The sequence below is a fragment of the Devosia sp. MDV22-iso42 genome (assembly GCF_058629155.1).
The window spans coordinates 84857-103140 of the sequence record NZ_JBZVWR010000010.1; the positions used below are offsets into that span (position 1 = coordinate 84857).

17 protein-coding genes and 1 pseudogene are annotated in these 18284 nt (G+C 63.0%); 16 read left to right on the plus strand and 2 right to left on the minus strand.

Annotated elements, in window-relative coordinates; genetic code table 11:
- Window positions 1-249 precede the first annotated feature (249 nt).
- Window positions 250-790: pseudogene (locus tag AC4NN3_RS12295) on the minus strand (IS3 family transposase); the annotation flags it as partial.
- Window positions 791-1516: 726 nt separating this feature from the next.
- On the opposite strand from AC4NN3_RS12295, the gene AC4NN3_RS12300 reads away from it, so the two are divergent.
- The 14 genes from AC4NN3_RS12300 (at window position 1517) to AC4NN3_RS12365 (ending at window position 14582) form a co-directional block, all read left to right on the plus strand.
- The gene (locus AC4NN3_RS12300; RefSeq protein ID WP_491927385.1) at window positions 1517-3094 is read left to right on the plus strand and encodes an ABC transporter substrate-binding protein; all 1578 of its coding nucleotides are present in this window, start codon (window positions 1517-1519) and stop codon (window positions 3092-3094) included.
- 69 nt (window positions 3095-3163) lie between these two features.
- Window positions 3164-4144 (plus strand): ABC transporter permease, encoded by a 981-nt coding sequence (locus AC4NN3_RS12305; RefSeq protein ID WP_491927386.1) that lies wholly within the window; start codon window positions 3164-3166, stop codon window positions 4142-4144.
- 4 nt (window positions 4145-4148) lie between these two features.
- Window positions 4149-5108 (plus strand): ABC transporter permease, encoded by a 960-nt coding sequence (locus AC4NN3_RS12310; RefSeq protein WP_491927387.1) that lies wholly within the window; start codon window positions 4149-4151, stop codon window positions 5106-5108.
- On the plus strand, window positions 5108-6748 hold the full coding sequence (locus AC4NN3_RS12315; protein ID WP_491927388.1) for an ABC transporter ATP-binding protein: 1641 nt from the start codon (window positions 5108-5110) through the stop codon (window positions 6746-6748). The genes AC4NN3_RS12310 and AC4NN3_RS12315 overlap by 1 nt, the downstream gene beginning before the upstream one ends.
- Before the next feature lie 9 nt (window positions 6749-6757).
- Entirely contained in the window at window positions 6758-7414 is a 657-nt protein-coding gene (locus AC4NN3_RS12320) for a TetR/AcrR family transcriptional regulator (RefSeq protein ID WP_491927389.1), read from the plus strand.
- Between the two features lie 6 nt (window positions 7415-7420).
- A complete protein-coding gene (locus tag AC4NN3_RS12325) occupies window positions 7421-7939 on the plus strand; it encodes a sigma-70 family RNA polymerase sigma factor (RefSeq protein ID WP_491927390.1) in 519 nt (172 codons plus the stop codon).
- Complete coding sequence (locus AC4NN3_RS12330; protein ID WP_491927391.1) at window positions 7939-8700, plus strand: anti-sigma factor family protein; 762 nt, start codon at window positions 7939-7941, stop codon at window positions 8698-8700. The genes AC4NN3_RS12325 and AC4NN3_RS12330 overlap by 1 nt, the downstream gene beginning before the upstream one ends.
- A gap of 187 nt (window positions 8701-8887) precedes the next feature.
- Window positions 8888-10264, plus strand: coding sequence for a hemolysin family protein (locus AC4NN3_RS12335; RefSeq protein ID WP_491927392.1), 1377 nt, complete (start codon window positions 8888-8890; stop codon window positions 10262-10264).
- On the plus strand, window positions 10261-11304 hold the full coding sequence (locus AC4NN3_RS12340) for a CNNM domain-containing protein (protein ID WP_491927393.1): 1044 nt from the start codon (window positions 10261-10263) through the stop codon (window positions 11302-11304). The genes AC4NN3_RS12335 and AC4NN3_RS12340 overlap by 4 nt, the downstream gene beginning before the upstream one ends.
- Window positions 11305-11367: 63 nt before the next feature.
- On the plus strand, window positions 11368-11898 hold the full coding sequence (locus tag AC4NN3_RS12345) for a sigma-70 family RNA polymerase sigma factor (protein ID WP_491927394.1): 531 nt from the start codon (window positions 11368-11370) through the stop codon (window positions 11896-11898).
- Window positions 11895-12656: an anti-sigma factor family protein gene (locus AC4NN3_RS12350; protein ID WP_491927395.1), complete on the plus strand. Its 762-nt coding sequence runs from the start codon at window positions 11895-11897 to the stop codon at window positions 12654-12656. Before AC4NN3_RS12345 ends, AC4NN3_RS12350 begins: the two co-directional genes overlap by 4 nt.
- Before the next feature lie 17 nt (window positions 12657-12673).
- Window positions 12674-13393, plus strand: a complete 720-nt coding sequence (locus AC4NN3_RS12355; RefSeq protein WP_491927396.1) for a Bax inhibitor-1/YccA family protein — start codon at window positions 12674-12676, stop codon at window positions 13391-13393.
- A 10-nt stretch (window positions 13394-13403) separates the two neighbouring features.
- Window positions 13404-13919 (plus strand): DUF2076 domain-containing protein, encoded by a 516-nt coding sequence (locus AC4NN3_RS12360; RefSeq protein WP_491927397.1) that lies wholly within the window; start codon window positions 13404-13406, stop codon window positions 13917-13919.
- Between the two features lie 6 nt (window positions 13920-13925).
- The gene (locus AC4NN3_RS12365; protein ID WP_491927398.1) at window positions 13926-14582 is read left to right on the plus strand and encodes an exopolysaccharide biosynthesis protein; all 657 of its coding nucleotides are present in this window, start codon (window positions 13926-13928) and stop codon (window positions 14580-14582) included.
- 489 nt (window positions 14583-15071) lie between these two features.
- Here the strand turns inward: AC4NN3_RS12365 and AC4NN3_RS12370 are convergent, their stop codons facing one another.
- Window positions 15072-16016, minus strand: a complete 945-nt coding sequence (locus AC4NN3_RS12370; RefSeq protein WP_491927399.1) for a helix-turn-helix domain-containing protein — start codon at window positions 16014-16016, stop codon at window positions 15072-15074.
- A 236-nt stretch (window positions 16017-16252) separates the two neighbouring features.
- Here AC4NN3_RS12370 and AC4NN3_RS12375 point away from each other — a divergent pair, with 236 nt between their 5' ends.
- Entirely contained in the window at window positions 16253-17227 is a 975-nt protein-coding gene (locus AC4NN3_RS12375; protein WP_491927400.1) for an ABC transporter permease, read from the plus strand.
- Window positions 17228-17248: 21 nt separating this feature from the next.
- On the plus strand, window positions 17249-18235 hold the full coding sequence (locus AC4NN3_RS12380; RefSeq protein ID WP_491927401.1) for a sugar ABC transporter substrate-binding protein: 987 nt from the start codon (window positions 17249-17251) through the stop codon (window positions 18233-18235).
- Window positions 18236-18284: the final 49 nt, after the last annotated feature.

Here is an 18284-nt window from a genome sequence, read left to right on the forward strand (position 1 = left end):
TGCAGATACGCCTGAACCCGTGACCCGTCAATGGCCGTTTTTGTCGCGAGACCGGTGCGGGGGGACTCAAAAGACTGTTTCGGGAAACACATAACGAGGCGCCAAGCACCGACTTCCCAATGAGATAACCCGAAATTCGGTTCACCAATTGGAGTGCTGAACCCGATCGTTCAGTTGTTGGAAGCGGGTTATGTATGGTTTCGACAACTGCGGAGTGAATAGCCCCGCGTTCTGTAGACACCCTCGGGGTTAGATTTGGTGCCGTTTCTCGAACTCGACGGGCGATAGCATGCCGTTGCGGACGTGCTTGCGGGTCGGATTGCAGCACATCTCGATGTAGTCGAACGCATCCTGTCGGGCGTCGTCCCGGGTTCGATAGGTGCGTCGTCTGATGCGCTCGCGCTTGAGCAAATTAAAGAAGCTCTCGACCACGGCGTTGTCGTGGCAGTTTCTGCGCCGGCTCATGGAGTGAACCAGATTATGGTGTCGCAGGAAGCTGGCCCAGTCCATGCTGGTGAATTGGGAGCCTGGTCAGAGTGGACCAGCACCGTGTGTTCTGGGGCTTGCCGCGCCGGACCGCCATGTGAAGCGCTTGCAGAACGACTTCGCTGCTCTGCCGGCTTTGCAATGACCAGCCGATGACGCGGCGCGAGAACAGGTCGATGACCACGGCCAGATATGCAAAGCCCCCCATGGTCTTGATGTAGGTAATGTCGGTCACCCAGGCGGTATCGGGTGCAGCGACGTCGAACTGCCGGTTCAGGGTGTTGTCGATGACCACCGATGGCTTGCAAAGGCTCAGACGAAGATCGAGCACTGGCTGTGTGCTGCACAGCTGATCGGCGGTCGGGCGGGGCGAGCAGCAAAAGGTAGGCCCATGCATCGCCCACGCTTGAAACACTACCTTGCTGAGAAGGCTAAAGAATGACGAACGTCTTCATCGGGGCCGTTAGCGGTCAGTCAGCTTTGCGGTCAAAACGCGAGATTGCAGCCAGTCCCCTTGCAGGTGGATTCATGGCAGCACTGACTCACCTAGGCATTCGCCCTTTTATCAGCCCGGCAATTGGCGTCGGCGGATTAGAGGGCCGCTTGGAAGCTCGGCCTCGACGTCACTCGCACACTGCAAAGAAACGAAATGCTTGCTTGAGATTTTCGTACCAGCGTGAGTAGGCCGCTGGTACGACACTGGCCCCCGGATCGGCGCTGGCCGGCCTGTTGATGGCCTCGGCGGGAGCTTCGCGGATATTTTTTTGGACCTATGGAAGAAATATCGCCTTGGCGACGTATACGACGCGTGCTGCGCATGCAGTCGTATGTTTTGTTTGAACGAGCATAAATCCGTGTATCGCGCCTGTGAGTCAGGCCATCATACGTCATCTGCAAGTCTATCTACCACGCCTGACCTAAAAATCGTGCGGGGAGCTCAGTTGATTTGACCCAAAAACTGGTCTCTCGTAAGGCAAGCCTCCCATCAATTCAGAGAGGAGGTCGTCGTTCAGGAACGGAGAGAACGTTGATGCACAAACCAATTGCCCGCCTTGCCGCGGTTCTTGTCTCTTCCACAGTGCTCATTGGTGTTGCCAATGCCGAGACTATCCGTTGGGCGCGTTCGTCCGACGCGCTGACGATGGATCCCCATTCGCAGAACCAGGGCAACACCCACACCCTTGCCCACCATATCTACGAGACCCTGCTCGGCCGTGACAATGACGGCACGCTGACGCCGCGCCTGGCGACCGAATGGGCGCTCAAGGAAGGCGATGATACCGTTTGGGTGTTCACCTTGCGCGAAGGCGTGACCTTCCACGATGGTGCCGAATTCACTGCAGAAGACGTGGTCTTCTCGATCGAGCGGGCCAAGAGCGAATTCTCCAACATGAAGCAGCTGCATGCTGAAGTGGAGTCGGTGACCGCCGTTGACGACTATACGGTCGAATTCCAGATGACCGGTCCCGCGCTGATCTACCCCAACAACCTCACTAATACCTTCATCATGGACAAGACCTGGTCGGAAGCCAACGACCTGCAGACGGTGCAGGATTTTGCCGGCGGCGCCAGCAACCACGCAGTGCTCAACACCAATGGCACCGGCCCCTACACCCTGGTATCGCGCGAAGTCGACGTCCGCACCGTGCTGACCGCCAATGACGGCTGGTGGGGCGAAACGCCGGAAGTGACCGACATCGAATACTTCGTCATTTCCGACGCGCAGACCCGTATCTCGGCCCTGCTTTCGGGTGAAGTCGACATCGTCCAGGACGTGCCGCCTCAGGATATCGAGCGCCTGTCCAGCACCGACGGCTTCAAGGTCGAAACCGGCCCGGAAAACCGCTTCATCTATTTCGGCTACAAGTTCGGCGACGAGCCGCTGGCTTCGTCCAACATCACCGACAGCAACCCCTTCAACAATCCGCTGGTGCGCGAAGCCATGGAACTGGCGCTCGATCGTGACGCCATCCAGCAGGTGGTGATGCGTGGCCAGTCGATCCCGACCGGCATTCCCAACCCACCCTTCGTGGCCGGCTGGACCGAAGAACTTGACGCCTATCCGGCGCCCGATATGGAGCGTGCCCGCGAACTGATGGCCGAAGCCGGCTATCCGGATGGCTTTTCGGTCACCCTCGATACGCCGAACAACCGCTATGTCAACGATGAGGCCATCTCGACCGCCTATGTCGGCATGCTCGGCCAGATCGGCATCCAGGTGACCCTGGCCTCGCGTCCGGTCGCAGAGCATTCCCCGATCATTCTCGCCAACGAGAGCGACTTCTACCTGCTCGGCTGGGGCGTGCCGACCTTTGACAGTGCCTATGTCTTCAATGACCTAATCCACACCAAGACCGATCTGCACGGCACCTATAATGTCGGCCTCTATTCCAATCCCGAACTCGACGAGAAGATCATCTCGCTCGGCACGCAAAGCGATGAGAGCGTCCGCAACCAGACCGTTGCCGAGATCTGGGAAGTGGTGAAAGCGGACCGCGTGCTGCTGCCGGTGCACAACCAGGTGCTGGCCTATGCCATGAAGGACACCATCACGCTGCCGGTTCAGCCGGAAAACCAGCCCAACATGACCACGGTCACCTTCGAGTAAAGCCCGCCAATCCAGACCCGCCGCGGGATGCTTGACCTCCCGTGGCGGTTCTCCTTTTGAGGGGGCTCCATGCTCGCCTTCATCGCCCGACGGCTCATGCAGTCCGTCCTCGTCATGCTCGTGGTCGCGTTCATCGCCTTCCTGGTGTTCCGCTATGTGGGGGATCCGCTAGCGGCCCTGCTGAGCCAGGATGCCATTCAGGCCGACTTTGATGCCGCCCGCGCCCGGCTCGGTCTCGATCAGCCGTTCTATGTCCAGTTTTTCTACTTCGTGATCAATGCTCTGCAGGGGCAGTTCGGTATTTCCTACCGACTGCAGCAGCCCGTGAGCCAGCTGATCCTCGAGCGGCTCCCCGCCACGGTCGAGCTCGCTGTCGCGTCCTCCATCATCGCCCTGGTCGGGGGCGTCGTGCTCGGCATCTATACCGCCCTGCGGCAGCGGGCCTTTTCCAGCGGCGTCATCATGACCCTGTCGCTGGTCGGCGTGTCATTGCCGACCTTTCTGATTGGCATCGGACTGATCTATATCTTCGCCGTCGAGCTCAAGTGGCTGCCCTCTTTCGGGCGCGGCGAGACCGTGCAGCTCGGCTGGTGGCGCACGGGTCTGCTCACCCCATCGGGGCTGCGCTCGCTGATCCTGCCGGCGATCACCCTCTCGCTGTTCCAGCTGACGCTGATCATGCGGCTGGTTCGGGCCGAAATGCTCGAAGTCATGCGCACCGACTATATCCGCTTTGCCAAGGCGCGTGGTCTGAGCAAGCGCGCCATCAATTTTGGCCATGCCCTGCGCAACACCATGGTGCCGGTGATCACCATTACCGGCCTGCAGCTCGGCTCGGTGATCGCTTTCGCCATCATCACCGAAACAGTGTTCCAGTGGCCCGGTGTCGGCTCGCTGTTTGTCAATTCCGTCGCCGCGGTCGATGTCCCGGTCATGGCCGCCTACCTCGTCTTTGTGGCGCTGGTTTTCGTGGTCATCAACCTCATCGTCGACATCCTCTATTTCATTGTCGATCCGCGTCTGCGGGACGGCTCCAAGTCAGGGAAGTAGCGCGATGACCGATCTACCCCATTCGCCCGAGCAGCCTGTGCCGGCCGCCAGCACCTCGCGCTGGAAGAGCTTCATTGCCTCCGACATCATCTGGTCCTACCGGCATTCGCCGGTGGCCATCGTGGCCTCGATTGTTGCGGCACTGCTGATCCTGATGGCGGTGTTGGCGCCTTGGATTGCCCCTTACAACCCGTTCAACCCGGCGACCCTGAACCTGATGGACGGCTTCACGCCCCCCAATTCGAGTTCCTATGCCGGCAATTACTTCACCCTGGGTACCGACAGCCAGGGCCGCGACGTCCTCTCGACGATCATGTACGGCTCGCGCGTCTCGCTCTTTGTCGGGGTCATGGCGACGCTGTTCGCCATGGTGCTGGGCGTGAGCCTGGGCCTTGTTGCCGGCTATGTCGGCGGGGTAGTCGACGCCATCATCATGCGCATCACCGATGTGCAGCTATCCTTCCCCGCCATCCTCATCGCCCTGCTGATCTTTGGCGTCGCGCGGGGCCTCATACCCCCCAACCAGCAGGAGGGCGCCGCCATCTGGGTGCTGATCCTGGCCATTGGCCTGGCGAACTGGGCCCAGTTCGCCCGCACAGTGCGCGGCGCGACCATGGTCGAACGACAGAAGGACTATGTGGCCGCCGCCCGCATCCTGGGCGTCAATCCGTTCCTCATCCTGCTGCGGCACGTGCTGCCCAATGTCACGGGGCCTGTGCTGGTCATCGGCACCATCGGGCTGGCTTTGGCCATCATCGAGGAGGCCACGCTCTCCTATCTGGGCGTCGGCGTGCCGCCGACCCAGCCGTCGCTGGGTACCCTGATCCGCATCGGCCAGCAGTTCCTGTTCTCGGGCGAATGGTGGATCCTGCTGTTCCCCGCCATCACCCTTATCCTGCTCGCTCTGTCGGTCAACCTTCTGGGTGACTGGCTGCGCGACGCCCTCAATCCGAAGTTGCGCTGATGACCGAGCCCGTTCTCTCCATCAAGGATCTCATGGTCGAGTTTCCCTTCCGTGACGAGGTGTTCCGCGCCGTCGACAGCATTTCCTTTGACATCATGCCCGGCGAAGTGGTCGGCATTGTCGGGGAATCCGGCGCCGGCAAATCCATGACCGGCTCGGCCGTCATCGGCCTCATCGATCCACCGGGCCATATCGCCAGCGGCGAGATCCGCCTCAAAGGCCAGCGTATCGACAACCTGCCCGAGGACGCCCGCGCCAGGTTGCGCGGAAGGCGCATCGGCATGGTATTTCAGGACCCGCTCACCAGCCTCAACCCGCTCTACACGATAGGCGAACAGCTGGTCGAGACCATCCGCACGCATCTGCCGCTCAACGCGGCCGAGGCGCGGCAAAAGGCCATCGACCTGCTCGCCGAGGCGGGTATCCCCAAGGCTGCCGAGCGCATCGACAGCTATCCGCACCAGTTTTCGGGCGGCATGCGCCAGCGCGTGGTCATCGCGCTCGCCATTGCGGCCGAGCCCGAGCTGATCATCGCCGACGAGCCGACCTCGGCACTCGATGTCTCGGTGCAGGCCCAGATCATCAAGGTGCTCAAAAAGCTCTGCTCCAGCCGTGGCGCCGCCATCATGCTGATCACCCACGATATGGGCGTGATCGCCCAGACGGCAGACCGCATGGTGGTGATGCACAAGGGCAAGGTGGTCGAGACCGGCACGGTGGGCGACATCATCCGCCGGCCGCGCGAGCCCTATACGATCAAGCTGATCAATTCGATCCCGACGATTAAACGCCAGGACAACAGCATCGCGCCGGCACCCGCAGCCGGCGACGATCAGGCCTATGTGCAGGTCAAGGGACTGGTGCGCGACTTCGAGATCGGCGGCGGCAGCTTTACCAGGCTTCTGCCCGGCAAGGTCGAGCTGTTCCGCGCCGTCAACGCGGTGAGCTTTTCCATTGAGAAGGGCAAAACCTTCGGCCTGGTCGGCGAATCCGGATCGGGCAAGTCCACCTGTGCCAAGATGATCGTCGGCCTGGTCCGCCCCACGGCCGGGCAGATCCTGGTCGACGGGCACGACATCTGGGCCGGCGGCTCGGGCCATCGCGAGCGCCGCAAGCGCGTGCAGATGATCTTCCAGGACCCCTATGCCAGCCTCAATCCACGCTGGCGGGTGGCCGATATCATCGCCGAGCCGATGCGCACGCTCGGCATTGCCCGTAACAAGACCGAGGTGGAGCACCGCGTCGCCGAACTCCTGGTCAAGGTGCGGCTGGATCCATCGGTGCTGCGCAAGTTCCCGCACGAGTTTTCGGGCGGCCAGCGCCAGCGCATCGCCATCGCCCGCGCCCTGTCGAGCCAACCTGAATTCATCGTTTGCGACGAGCCGACCTCGGCGCTCGACGTGTCGGTGCAAGCCCAGGTGCTCGACCTGATGAAGGCATTGCAGGACGAGTTCAACCTCACCTACCTGCTGATCAGCCACAACCTGGCCGTGGTACGGCAGATGTCGAGCAATGTGGGCGTGCTGCACAACGGGATCCTGGTGGAAAGCGGTCCTACTGACTCGATCTTTGACAACCCGCAGGCCGACTATACCAGGATGCTGCTCGACGCCGTGCCCGACATATCCAAGGTCGCCTGAGGCATGGCGATGATGGGGTCTCTCGAGGCAGCGCGCCGCAGACACATCATCGATTGCACCATTCGGGTGATTGCGCGCGGCGGCCTGGCGGAAACCTCGCTGTCGCGCGTCGCCCGGGAGGCAAAGGTCGCCAAGGGCATCATCTGCTACTACTTCGGCTCCAAGGATGGTCTGCTGGCCGCCGTGCGCGAGCGCCTGCGAGAGCGGACCTTCCTCGCAGCCGTCGCCGAGGCGGAAATGCACGACGATGCCTGGGACCGCATTTCCGCATTCGTTGCCGCCCATCTCTGGCAGTTGCGCGATCGGCACCTCGACGTCGTCGCCATGCGCCATCTCGCCATCGGGGTGGCAAGCGTGGGAAAGCGCAAGTATGCCGGTCCGCCCGCCATCTGGCGCGAGCAGCATGCCTGGCTGACCGAGGCCCTCTTGGCCGGGCAGCATGCGGGGGTCTTCAAGGATTTCGATGTCGACGTCGTGGCCGGCGCCATTTTCGGCGCGATCGATAGCGGCCTTGGCCAATTGGCGCACGATCCCAAGGTCGATCTCGATCATTGCTCGGCACAATTGCTGTCCCTGTTCGAGCCAGGGGTGCGGGAGGATGGCTTGCGTGCCGACCCCTCCGGTGCTTCTCTGCCTGAACGGCAGGCGCCACAGCGAGGGCTTTAGGCAGGCATGGCAGCAGCGCGGTTTCGACAGTCGGACGTTCTCGGGCAATTGCCTGCGCTGCGTCGCTATGCGCTCAGCCTGACGCGCAATGCCACCGAAGCCGAAGATCTCGTGCAGGACGCCTTGTTGCGGGCCTATGAGCGCAGCGCCACGTTCCAGAGCGACGGCAATCTGCGCGGCTGGCTCTTGTCCATCGTGCACAACCTCTTTGTCGATCGCCGGCGTTCCAGATCGAGCGCTGCGGGACATGAACAGGAATTCGTGGCACGCATGGCCGAAAACCTGCCGGCCAACCAGTTCGAGACCCTGCGCCTGTCGCAGGTCCGTCGCGCCTTCGATCTATTGCCCCAGGAACAGCGCGAAGCTTTGCATCTCGTGACCATCGAAGGATTGAGTTATGAGGAGGCGGCCACGGTGCTCGGCATTCCCGCCGGGACGGTGATGTCGCGGCTCTCGCGCGGTCGCGAGGCGCTGCGCCGCTGGGAAGCCGGTCCACCGCTCAAATTGGTCAAGGAAGGCGACTGATGCGCAAAGCCGAGCCCATCGATCCGGTCGAGCTCATGGCCTATGCCGACGACCAACTCGACACCCGGCGCCGCATGGCAGTGGAACACTGGCTGTCGCAAAACCCACTGGAGGCGGCGCAGGTCCTGGCCGATCTTCGGCTGCGCAGCGAGCTGCGGATTGTCCTGGCGGGCGACCACGCCCAGCCGTCGGCGGCAACCGAGGATCTGGCGCGTCGTCTTGATCGCCGATTGCACCGGCAACAGCTCTTTCGGCGGGTGCGACCGCTGCTGGCCGCCTCGGTGCTGCTCTCCTTGGGCTGGCTCGCCCACGACCAGGCAGGAACCACCACAGCTTTGGCATCCAGCGCGGTCCCTGCCTATGTCTCGGCAGCCGTCGAGGCGCATCATGTCACCGAGCTGCGCGCCTCCATGCACTCGCAGATGCCGGGCACCGACTATGATCCTGCCGAATTGCTGGCGCGCACGGAACTGCGACTGCCACCGCTTCCCCCAGGTTGGGCAATCACCGACGTCCAGGTTTACCCTTCCGATTACGGACCGAGCGTGGAAGTGGCCTTGACAACGGCCGAGTTCGGCTTGGTTTCCCTCTTCGCTGCCCGACCGGGTCGGTTTCTGATCATGCTGCCGCGCACCCGCTACGTGCAGGACACGACAACCGCCTACTGGCAGCTCGGTGACGTGGCTTACGCGCTGGTCTCCACCGGCCAGCAAGACGACGTTGGCCGTGCCGCCAAGATGCTCTTTGAAACGCTTCGCTAAACGGCAACGGCTCACCGTGAGCGCGCTCGGATGCGAAAATTTTCGATAGGATGGAATAAATGGCGTGCTGCATCCGCATCCCTTGCATGCCTTACCTCAACTCGCCTCCCGACCGCGTCAAACCTGCAATGGACGCAGTGACTTTTCTTAACCTCGCGCCTGTGATGGTGGTGCTGGAGTCCAGCCGGTGATCGAACCCATCCTGTTTCTGCTGCTGGGTACCCTGGTCATCCTGGCAATCATTGCCGCCAACGGCTATTTCGTCGCGCAGGAATTCGCCTATATGTCGGTGGATCGGACGCGGCTTGCCGCACGCGCAGCCGAGGGCGATGCGGCGGCCGAAAAGGCGCTGGCGGTGACCAAGCGGACCAGCTTCATGCTGTCGGGCGCCCAACTGGGCATCACGATTACCGGCCTGCTGGTGGGCTATGTCGCCGAGCCGCTGGTCGGCTCATCGCTGGGTACGCTGCTGGGTGGGGTGGGTGTGCCGGCCGAGATCGGCGTCACGGTGGGGACGGTGTCGGCCCTGGCCTTTGCCACGATCGTGCAGATGATCTTTGGCGAGCTTTATCCGAAGAACCTGGCCATCGCCAACCCGGAGCCGCTGGCCCGCGGCCTTGCCCAGTCCACCGTCATCTACCTGACTGTCTTCGGCTGGCTGATCGGGTTTTTCGATATGGCCGCCAACCTCTTGCTCAAGGCCCTGCGCATCGAACCGGTCCATGACATCGACGTCAGTGCCTCGGCGCAGGATCTGCCGCGCATCATTGCCGACTCGCGTGAGAGCGGCGACCTGCCGGTCGAGCTGTCGTTGATGATGGATCGTATTCTCGACTTCCCCCAGCGTGACGTCGAGCATGCCATGGTGCCACGTTCCCATGTCGACTGGGTGCATCCCCTGACGACGCTTGGCGAGGTGCGCGAGATGATGGCACGCGCCCATACGCGCTATCCTGTCATCGACGAGGGAGACGCGCCGATCGGTGTCATCCATCTCGCGGACGTGCTGGCCCATCTTGCTGATGGGAAAGCTGACGCGCCGGTATCGTCCGTGATGCAGCCGGCCACGGTGGTGCCGACGCTGATGCTGCTGCCCGATGCGCTGGCCCAGTTGATGGAGAGCGATAATCAGCTTGCTTGCGTGATCGACGAATATGGCGGCTTCGCCGGGGTCCTGACGCTTGAGGATCTTGCGATGGAAATCGTGGGCGAGATCACGGACGAGCACGACACCGAGCTCGGTGATGCCGTGACTCTCGAAGCTGATGGCATCTGGATGATGGATGGCGATGTGCATCTGGACGAGGTCGAGCGCGCCATCGGTCATGAGCTGCCGCGGGGCGATGTCGAGACCATTGCCGGCCTGCTCATCGCAGAGCTGGGGGCCTTGCCTGAGGAAGGCGAGACCGTGGTGGTGAATTTGCCGGTCGATCCTGCAGATCTGGTGGATCATCGGCCGCTGCGGCGGCGCTTGGAGGTGGACGTGTTGCGCGTCGAGCGCCACGTTCCCGCCGAATTACGCGTTCGTCTGGTAGAAATTGAAGCATCCGAGGACGACCAATGAGCCCGCTGATCGTCATACTCGTCACCATTGCGCTGATCGCGTTGAGCGCCTTCTTCGTGATCATCGAGTTCGCCCTGCTGGGCGCGCGGCGACACCGCCTCGAGGAACTGGCCGCCACCAGCCGATCCGCCCGGGCCGCCCTCCGCGGCATGAACGACCTCACCCTCATGCTGGCGGGGGCGCAGCTGGGCATTACCGTATGCACCTTCGCGCTCGGCGCCGTTACCAAGCCTGCCGTGGACTATGCGCTCGGGCCGATCTTTCTGTCCTGGGGCATGCCCGATTGGGTGGCGGGCGGCAGTGCCTTCGCCCTGTCGATGTTCTTCGTCACCTTCCTGCATCTGGTCGTCGGCGAGATGGCCCCCAAGTCCTGGGCCATCGCCCACCCCGAAAAGTCGGCGCTCTCCATCGGCATCATTGCGCGGGCCTATATCTGGCCCTTGCGCCCGCTTTTGGTCTGGGTAAATGCCATCGCCAATGGTCTGGTCAAGGCCAGTGGCGTCGAGCCGGTGGAAAGCGCTGCGGTCGGCGGGCAGGATATCGCCACGATCCGACAACTGGTCGAGCATTCCGCCAAGGTGGGTGTGCTGGAAACGGGCGTACAACAGCAGATCTCGGGGCTCATCGACCTTGGCACGCTGCCGGTCAGCGCGCTCGTCGCCAAGGACGTCAAGCCGACCCATGTCACGCCGGCGGCGACGGTCGCCGAGCTGCGCAAAGTGGCCACGGCTTCCGGACACATGCGCATCCTGCTGCTTGGCACAGATGACGCCGCGCCTTCTGTTGTGCATGTGCGCGACACGCTGCTGCTCGATGATGGCGGGCGCGCCGCCGTCAGCGCCCGGCCGGCTTTCCTTCTCGACGCGGCAACCCCGGTCTACGAGGCGCTCGCCAGCATGCGGGAATCGAGTGTGCAGTTCGCCGTTGTCATGGAAAATGGCGCCGTGCGCGGCATCATCACGCTTGCCGATATCCTGCAGCGGGTGCTTCCTGCCAGTAGAGCCCTGCAATTGCCGGCGGTCAAAGGCGCTGCGGCCTGAGTGCCGCTGCGCAATATTTTGTCGCCAGTGGAATAAACGCCGCCCGGGACACGCATATAGTTCATGCCACAACGAGCGCCCCGTACCAATGTCATGAGCCAGCTTGCTGGATTGCGGCGCTATGCCCTCTCGCTTACCCGGCATGAGGCCGATGCGGAAGACCTGGTGCATGACACGCTGCTGCAGGCGCATGAAAGCCGGCGCAGCTTTCGGCCGGACGGCAACCTGCAGGCCTGGCTGATGGGCATCCTGCATAACCGCTTCATTGACCGGAAGCGCTCGAGCGCGGCCATGGCGCGCCGCGATGCGGCGGCGGCCCAGCTGCAGCCCACCTTTGCCGCGCCGCTACAGGATGACAGCGTGCGCCTGTCGCAAGTGCGCCGGGCCTTCCTGGCGCTGCCCGAGGAGCAGCGCGCCGTTCTGCATCTGGTGGCTATCGAGGAGCTGTCCTACCAGGAGACGGCCGATGTCCTTGGCGTTCCGATTGGCACCGTGATGTCGCGGGTTGCGCGCGCACGCGAGCGCCTGCGCGAGATCGAGGCCAACCCAAGGGGTGACGTTGTTCGCTTCAAGATTGTCGGAGGCCCGCAATGACGCATCGCGATCCGGTATCCCTTCAGGACCTTCACGCCTATATCGATGACCAGCTCGACGTCGCCCGCCGGGTCGAGGTCGAAGCCTATCTGGCGGCGCGGCCCGATGAGGCCGCCCAGGTGATGGCGGATCTGCGCAATCGCGATGAGCTGCGCATGGCACTGGCCATCAAGCCGGGCTTTGTGCGCCCCACCACCAATGACGCGGCGCGGCGCATGGATGGCGCATTGACGCGGCAAGCGTGGCTCTACCGGCTGCGGCCCGCCATGGCTGCGGCAGTGCTGATCGCGGCAGGCTGGTCAGCCCATGCCCTGGTCTCCCCACCGGCCGGTCCAGACGCCAGCGGTCTGCCGGCCTATGTCGAAGCGGCGGTCAGCGCCCGCCAAACCAGCCTGTTGCGGGCAGCGATGTTCTCGCAGCCGGAAGTGCCCGACTATGATCGGTCCGAACTGCTCTCGGCGACAGCCATTGCCATGCCGGAGCTGCCGGCGGACTGGACCGTGACCGACGTCCAGGTCTTTCCATCGCGTTTCGGCCCGAGCATCGAAATGGCGATCCAGACTGACCAGCTTGGCACGATGTCGCTGTTTGCAGCGCGACCGGGCGGCTTTGCCGTGGCGCCGGTCGATATCCTGGAATTGGGCGATCTGTCGGCCGCGCATTGGCAGATCGGCGAGGTGGCCTACGCCCTTCTCGGGGACGGCAGCTCGGAAATTCTCGGCGCGGCCGCCCTCGGCCTGGCCGACACCCTCTACTGAACCTTGGAGATGAACCGATGAGAGCACCACAATCTCAATCCCGCTGGGCCAATCCGGCTAATACGGTTGTCCAGTTTGACGAAGGCCTGCGCAGCCACATGCTGCGCGTCTATAATTACATGGCGATCGGGCTGGTCGTAACGGGCGTGGTGTCGTTCGTTGTCAGCAATACGCCGGCCCTCTACGTGCCGATCTTTTCCTCGCCGCTGCAGTGGGTGGTGATGCTGGCGCCGCTGGCCTTTGTGCTGTTCTTCTCGTTCAAGATCAATTCCATCTCCGCGGCGACCGCCCAGGCATTTTTCTGGGCCTTCAGCGCGGTCTTGGGCCTGTCGCTGGCCTCGATCTTCCTGGTCTTTACCGATACCAGCATTGTGCGCACCTTCTTTTCGGCGGCCGCCATGTTCGGCGCCACCAGCCTTTATGGCTACACCACCAAGCGTGACCTGACCCAGTTCGGCTCGCTGCTGATCATGGGCCTGATCGGGGTTATCATTGCCTCTGTCATCAACATTTTTCTCGGCTGGGATACCCTGCAATTCGCCATCTCGATCATCGGCATCATCGTCTTTGTCGGTCTGACCGCCTGGGACACCCAGTCCATCAAGGAGCAATATGCCGAACATGCCGGCGCCGAGGCCAATCAGAAGCTCGCCGTGATGGGGGCGCTGTCGCTCTACCTGAACTTCATCAATATCTTTCAGCTGCTGCTGAGCCTTACCGGCCAGCGCGAAGAGTAGGAACAAGCCGATGCTCGCACCCGAAGACCGCAAGGCCATTGAGGGCCTGTTCGACCGCCTCGACTCCGTTGCCGCTCAGCATCCCGATCGTGATGCCGATGCCGTGGCGCTGATCGAGCAGCGCATCACACAGGATCCTGCCGCGCCCTATTATATGGCGCAGACTGTTCTGGTGCAGGAGCATGCCCTAGCCGTGGCGCAGCACCGCACTGCCGAACTCGAGGCCCAGCTGGCACAGCGGCCCGCTGGTGGTCTGTTCGGCAACCTGTTCGGCGGCGGCCAGGAACCGGCCCGCCAGCAGCCGCAACGGCAGTCACCCCTGCAGGGCCAGTCGGGGCAGCAGGGTGGATTCCTTGCCGGCGCCGCCCAGACGGCTTTGGGCGTGACGGGTGGCGTGCTGCTGGGCAGCGCCATTGCGGGCATGTTGTCCCCCGGTCAGGCCATGGCTGAGGAAGCGCCTGCCCCCGAAGAGGATCATGGCGGTGGCGGCGACGATTTCGGCGACATGGGCGACATGGAATTCTGACCAGGCATGGCTGACCCGGCCCCCTTGCAGGCTGAGCGCATCGAGACGCCTGACGTGGGCCTCGATCACCGCCTCTCCGCCACTCTCTTGCGGATCGCGGCCAAGCCCGGCCGCGATCGCATCTATATTCGCGATCTGCTGGCCGAGCTTGACCATCGCGCCATCGCCGCCATGCTGTTCATCTTCGCGGTGCCCAATACGATCCCGGTGCCGCCGGGGGTTTCCGGCATTTTGGGCGCGCCGCTGGTCTTTCTGGGCGCCCAGCTCATGCTGGGCCGATCGCCCTGGTTGCCCCGGCTGATTGCCAACCGATCCTTTGCCCGTAGCGATTTCGAAAAGGTCCTCGCCAAGGTCGGGCCATGGCTGCAAAAGGCGGAAAGGCTGATGCGACCGCGCCTTGGCATGCTGGCCAAGCCGCCCGCCGAATACCTCGTCGGCGCCCTGGTCCTGCTCCTGGCGGTCATCCTGTTTCTGCCTATACCACTCGGCAATATGCTGCCCGCGATCGCCATCTGCATTCTGGCGCTGGGACAGATCGAGCGCGATGGACTCTGGATTCTGATCGGCGCCGTAGTCTCGCTCATTTCAGTCGTCATCGTTTCCGGCGTCATTGCCGCCTTTGCCTATGCCGGCTGGCTTGCGATCACTACCTTCTTTGGCTGAAACGCCACAGGCGATACCAGGGGTCCACGTCTGCTCTTAGGAATTGAACCAGGGACGCTGGCTGACCGAAATGGGGCGCGAAGCAGTCACTGGTCTAAACTGGTGCGCCGCGATGCCCTGCCGAGGTCCGGCCTCCGCCGACGGTGTTGGCTGAAGTCGCTCCAAGCAGACTAGTTCCCCGAAACAGCACGATCATTGACGCGGCGGCAACGTCCAAAACCGACGCTAGCGCAAAACCGAAGGTCGTCGGATCAGAACTCCCGTGCCGTCCCGTCGACCACGATCAATACCCGCAAACTTATGTGTCCGCGGAAACTAGGATTATGGGTTCATCGCGCCAAAATCCGACAGCGAATTCAAGGGCGGCCTACAGACTTTTGAGTTCCCCAGCAACCGGTGAGAGGTACGCCGGCAATCTGAGATTTGCACGGAACGGACCCGTTCCGGCTTGCGCGCGATGATGGCCGCCGGCCGCGCAGTGACGCACCGCTAGGATGCCGGGCGCCCTACGTCGCGCGGGGATACCCCATATTTGCGCCGGAAGCGGGTCGTGAAGTGCGTTGGACTGTTGAAGCCGTGATCCAGCGCAATCGCGGTAATGCTGTGCCCCCCGCCCTTGGCGAGGCTGTCATAGGCGAGCTGCAGGCGCCGATTCCAGATCCATTCGGAAGCCGACATGTCGCAGGCTTCGAACAGGACGTGCAGGTAGCGCAGCGACATGCCGTTGGCCGCCGCGACATCGTCCAGCGACAGCTCGGGGTCCACAATATGCGCGTCGATCCATTGCTGCACCAGTTTGAGGCGCGCCTTGCGGGCCCAGCCCTCCGCGGCGGGGAGTTCGCCGGCCTGCGCCTGCAGCGTGAAGGCGAGCATGTCCATGAGCTGATTGCCCAGGCCGGAGCGGAGGTCAGCATCGAGATCGGTGCCCTCGCTGGCCAGCGAGCCGCAGAATTCGCTGGCGATCTTGCCGACCCCGCGCGTGGTATCGATCGTGGCCGAGACCGGAATGCGGTCCAGGGCGAAGCGCTGGGCAAAGGCCGCGCGCGGCAGTTCGAGATAGAGCGAGCGCACCTCGCCCTGGCCCTGCAGCTCGTACTGTTCGGTCGCCGAGAAGATGGCCCCGCGGGCCGCATTGGACCGGTGCGCCTGCCCGCGCTGGGTAACGGTCATGTGGCCCTTGCGCACGAACTGGACATAGAAACACTCCTTGTCCAGTTTTGAAATGTGCTGGCCGTTCCGCTTGATGCGCTGCTCGGACAGCAGAATGTCCGTCATCACCACGTCACCGAACTTGGTTTCCCTGATGAAGCCGCGATAGCGCTCCGGCTCGGTGGCTTTCACATCGACATGGACATAGACGTCGCAAATGGCATCGCGCCAGGCAGAATAGCGTTTGGCCCGGGCATACTGATCGGTCGAGAAGACGAGATCCATGGGTTCCTCCTCCCTTGGCGCGTCCGGCTGCTCCGCCCTGGCTTCTTCGAACCAGCTCCCTCGCGTGCACCCGTTACTCATTGGCTACAGTAGTGGCGCGCCGGCACCGCGTCCAGCAGGCCAAAGCTGCGCTCTCAAGCAGAAACACTACGCTCTGGTGGAGGACAGGCCGGGCGGCCGGCCCTAGCGTCGGGGCCAATGAGGGCAAACCTCACTAAGCGCTACCGGGGGGCCGCATGCAGTTTCTGGGTCGTCTGAGCCAAGAGCAGATCGTCTTCGGCCTTGCCTTCATCCTCTGCGTGGGTTTCGCCATTGCTCTGCCGGGCTTTCTCGCCCCCAACAACCTGCTGAACCTGGTGCGCAGCGTTTCCATCCTGGGCATTCTCGGCGTGGCCATGGGCCTGGTTGTGATCGGCCGCGGCATCGACCTGTCGCTAGTCTCGGTAATGGCCATTTCAGTGGCCTGGGGCCTGACCCTGATCGCCGGTGGCATGCCCGTGCCGCAGGCGCTGGCCCTGGCCCTGCTGTTCAGTCTGGCCACCGGCCTGATCAATGGCTGGCTGGTGGCCTATGTGGAAATTCCGGCCATCTTCACCACCCTGGCCATGGGCACGCTGATCTTCGGCTTCGGGCGCTACTTCCTGTTCGAGCTCGACGTGGTCTATATGCCCGAAGCGGCCAATGGCCTGCTCTGGCTGGGCCAGGGGACCCTTTTGGGCGTCCCCGTTCCCATATTCATGTTCGCCATGGTCTGCCTCGCCGGCCACCTGTTCCTGCGCTATGCCAAGGCCGGTCGCTATCTGCGTGCCGTCGGCGACAATGTGCTGACCGCGCGCCTGACAGGCATTCCGGCGCGGCCGGTGGTGATCCTGCAATATGTGCTGTCGGCGCTGATCGGCTTTGTGGCCGGCATCGTCACGGCCGCCTCCGTTGCCAGCATGAACACCAGGCTGGGCATCTCCACCTATGTCTATGACGTGATCCTCGTCGTGGTGCTGGGCGGCATCGGCCTGTCGGGCGGCAAGGGCGGCATCCGCAACGTCATCGTCGGCACCCTGCTCATCGGCGTGCTGCTCAACGGCATGACGATCATGAACATCCAGTACACCGTCCAGAACATCATCAAGGGTGTGATCCTGCTCACCGCAATCGTGATCGACACCATCGTCAACCCCCGCGACGAGCAGACCGCTCAGCAAGGGGACATCTAGTCGTCTCAAAGGGAGGAAACCATGGGATCGATCAAGGCCTATATGCTGGCAGGAGCGCTTGCTCTGACTGCCGGTGCCGTGCTGGCGCAGGAGGGGATCGATGATCCCACGCGGGCACCCTATTACGAGTCCTTTGCCGGCAAGCGGGTCGCCTATGTCCCCGTGGCCATGGGCTTCGACCTGACCGAAGGTTGGGCCGCCGGCCTCAAGGAGGCGCTCGAACCGCTCGGGGTCACCTTCGACATCCGTGATCCGAACTGGAGCACCGATGCCGGCGCCCAGGCCATTACGTCGCTGATCTCGGAAAAGCCGGACGTGCTCGTCGTGCACAATCCCGACGTGCAGTCCTATGCGCGCCTGCTCAAGCGGGCCGAAGAGGCCGGCATCTATGTCGTGCAGGTCAACATGCGGTCGAGCTATTCGACCGACGTCTTCGTCGGGGCCGACTATGTCAGCATGGGCGAGCAGATCGGCAACCGCATGGTCGAGGTCTGCTCTCCCGACAGCGGCAAGAGCGGCAAGGTGGCCATTACCCAGGGCGTGCTGACGGCGGCGGCCAGCGTCTACCAGATGCAGGGGATCAACAATGTGCTGTCCCAGCACCCCGAGATCCAGCTCGTCTCCAACCAGGCCGCCGATTGGGACGCCACCAAGGCCAAGAACATCGCCGCCACCGTCATCCAGCAGCATCCCGACCTGTGCGCCATTACCGGCTTCTGGGACGTCATGGATGTCGGCACCGCGGCGGCCATCAAGGAATCGGGCAAGGATGTCTACCTGCTGACCCAGGGTGGCGGCAACCGCATGGTCTGCGATAACCTGACCAGCGGCGCCTTCTCCGAAGCGGTGGTCTATTTCGTCCCCGGCCAGGCGCGCGACATGGCCACCATGATCAAGCAACTGCTGCAGCTCAAGCAGCCGGCCGGCGCCAGCAAGACCACCCTGTTCACGCCGCTGACCTTCCTGACCAAGGACAACATGAACGCCGCGTCCTGCTGGGACATGTAGCCCCTTAGCCGAAGACGCCAGGGGTTGCGGACGGCGTCTTGCCGCCCGC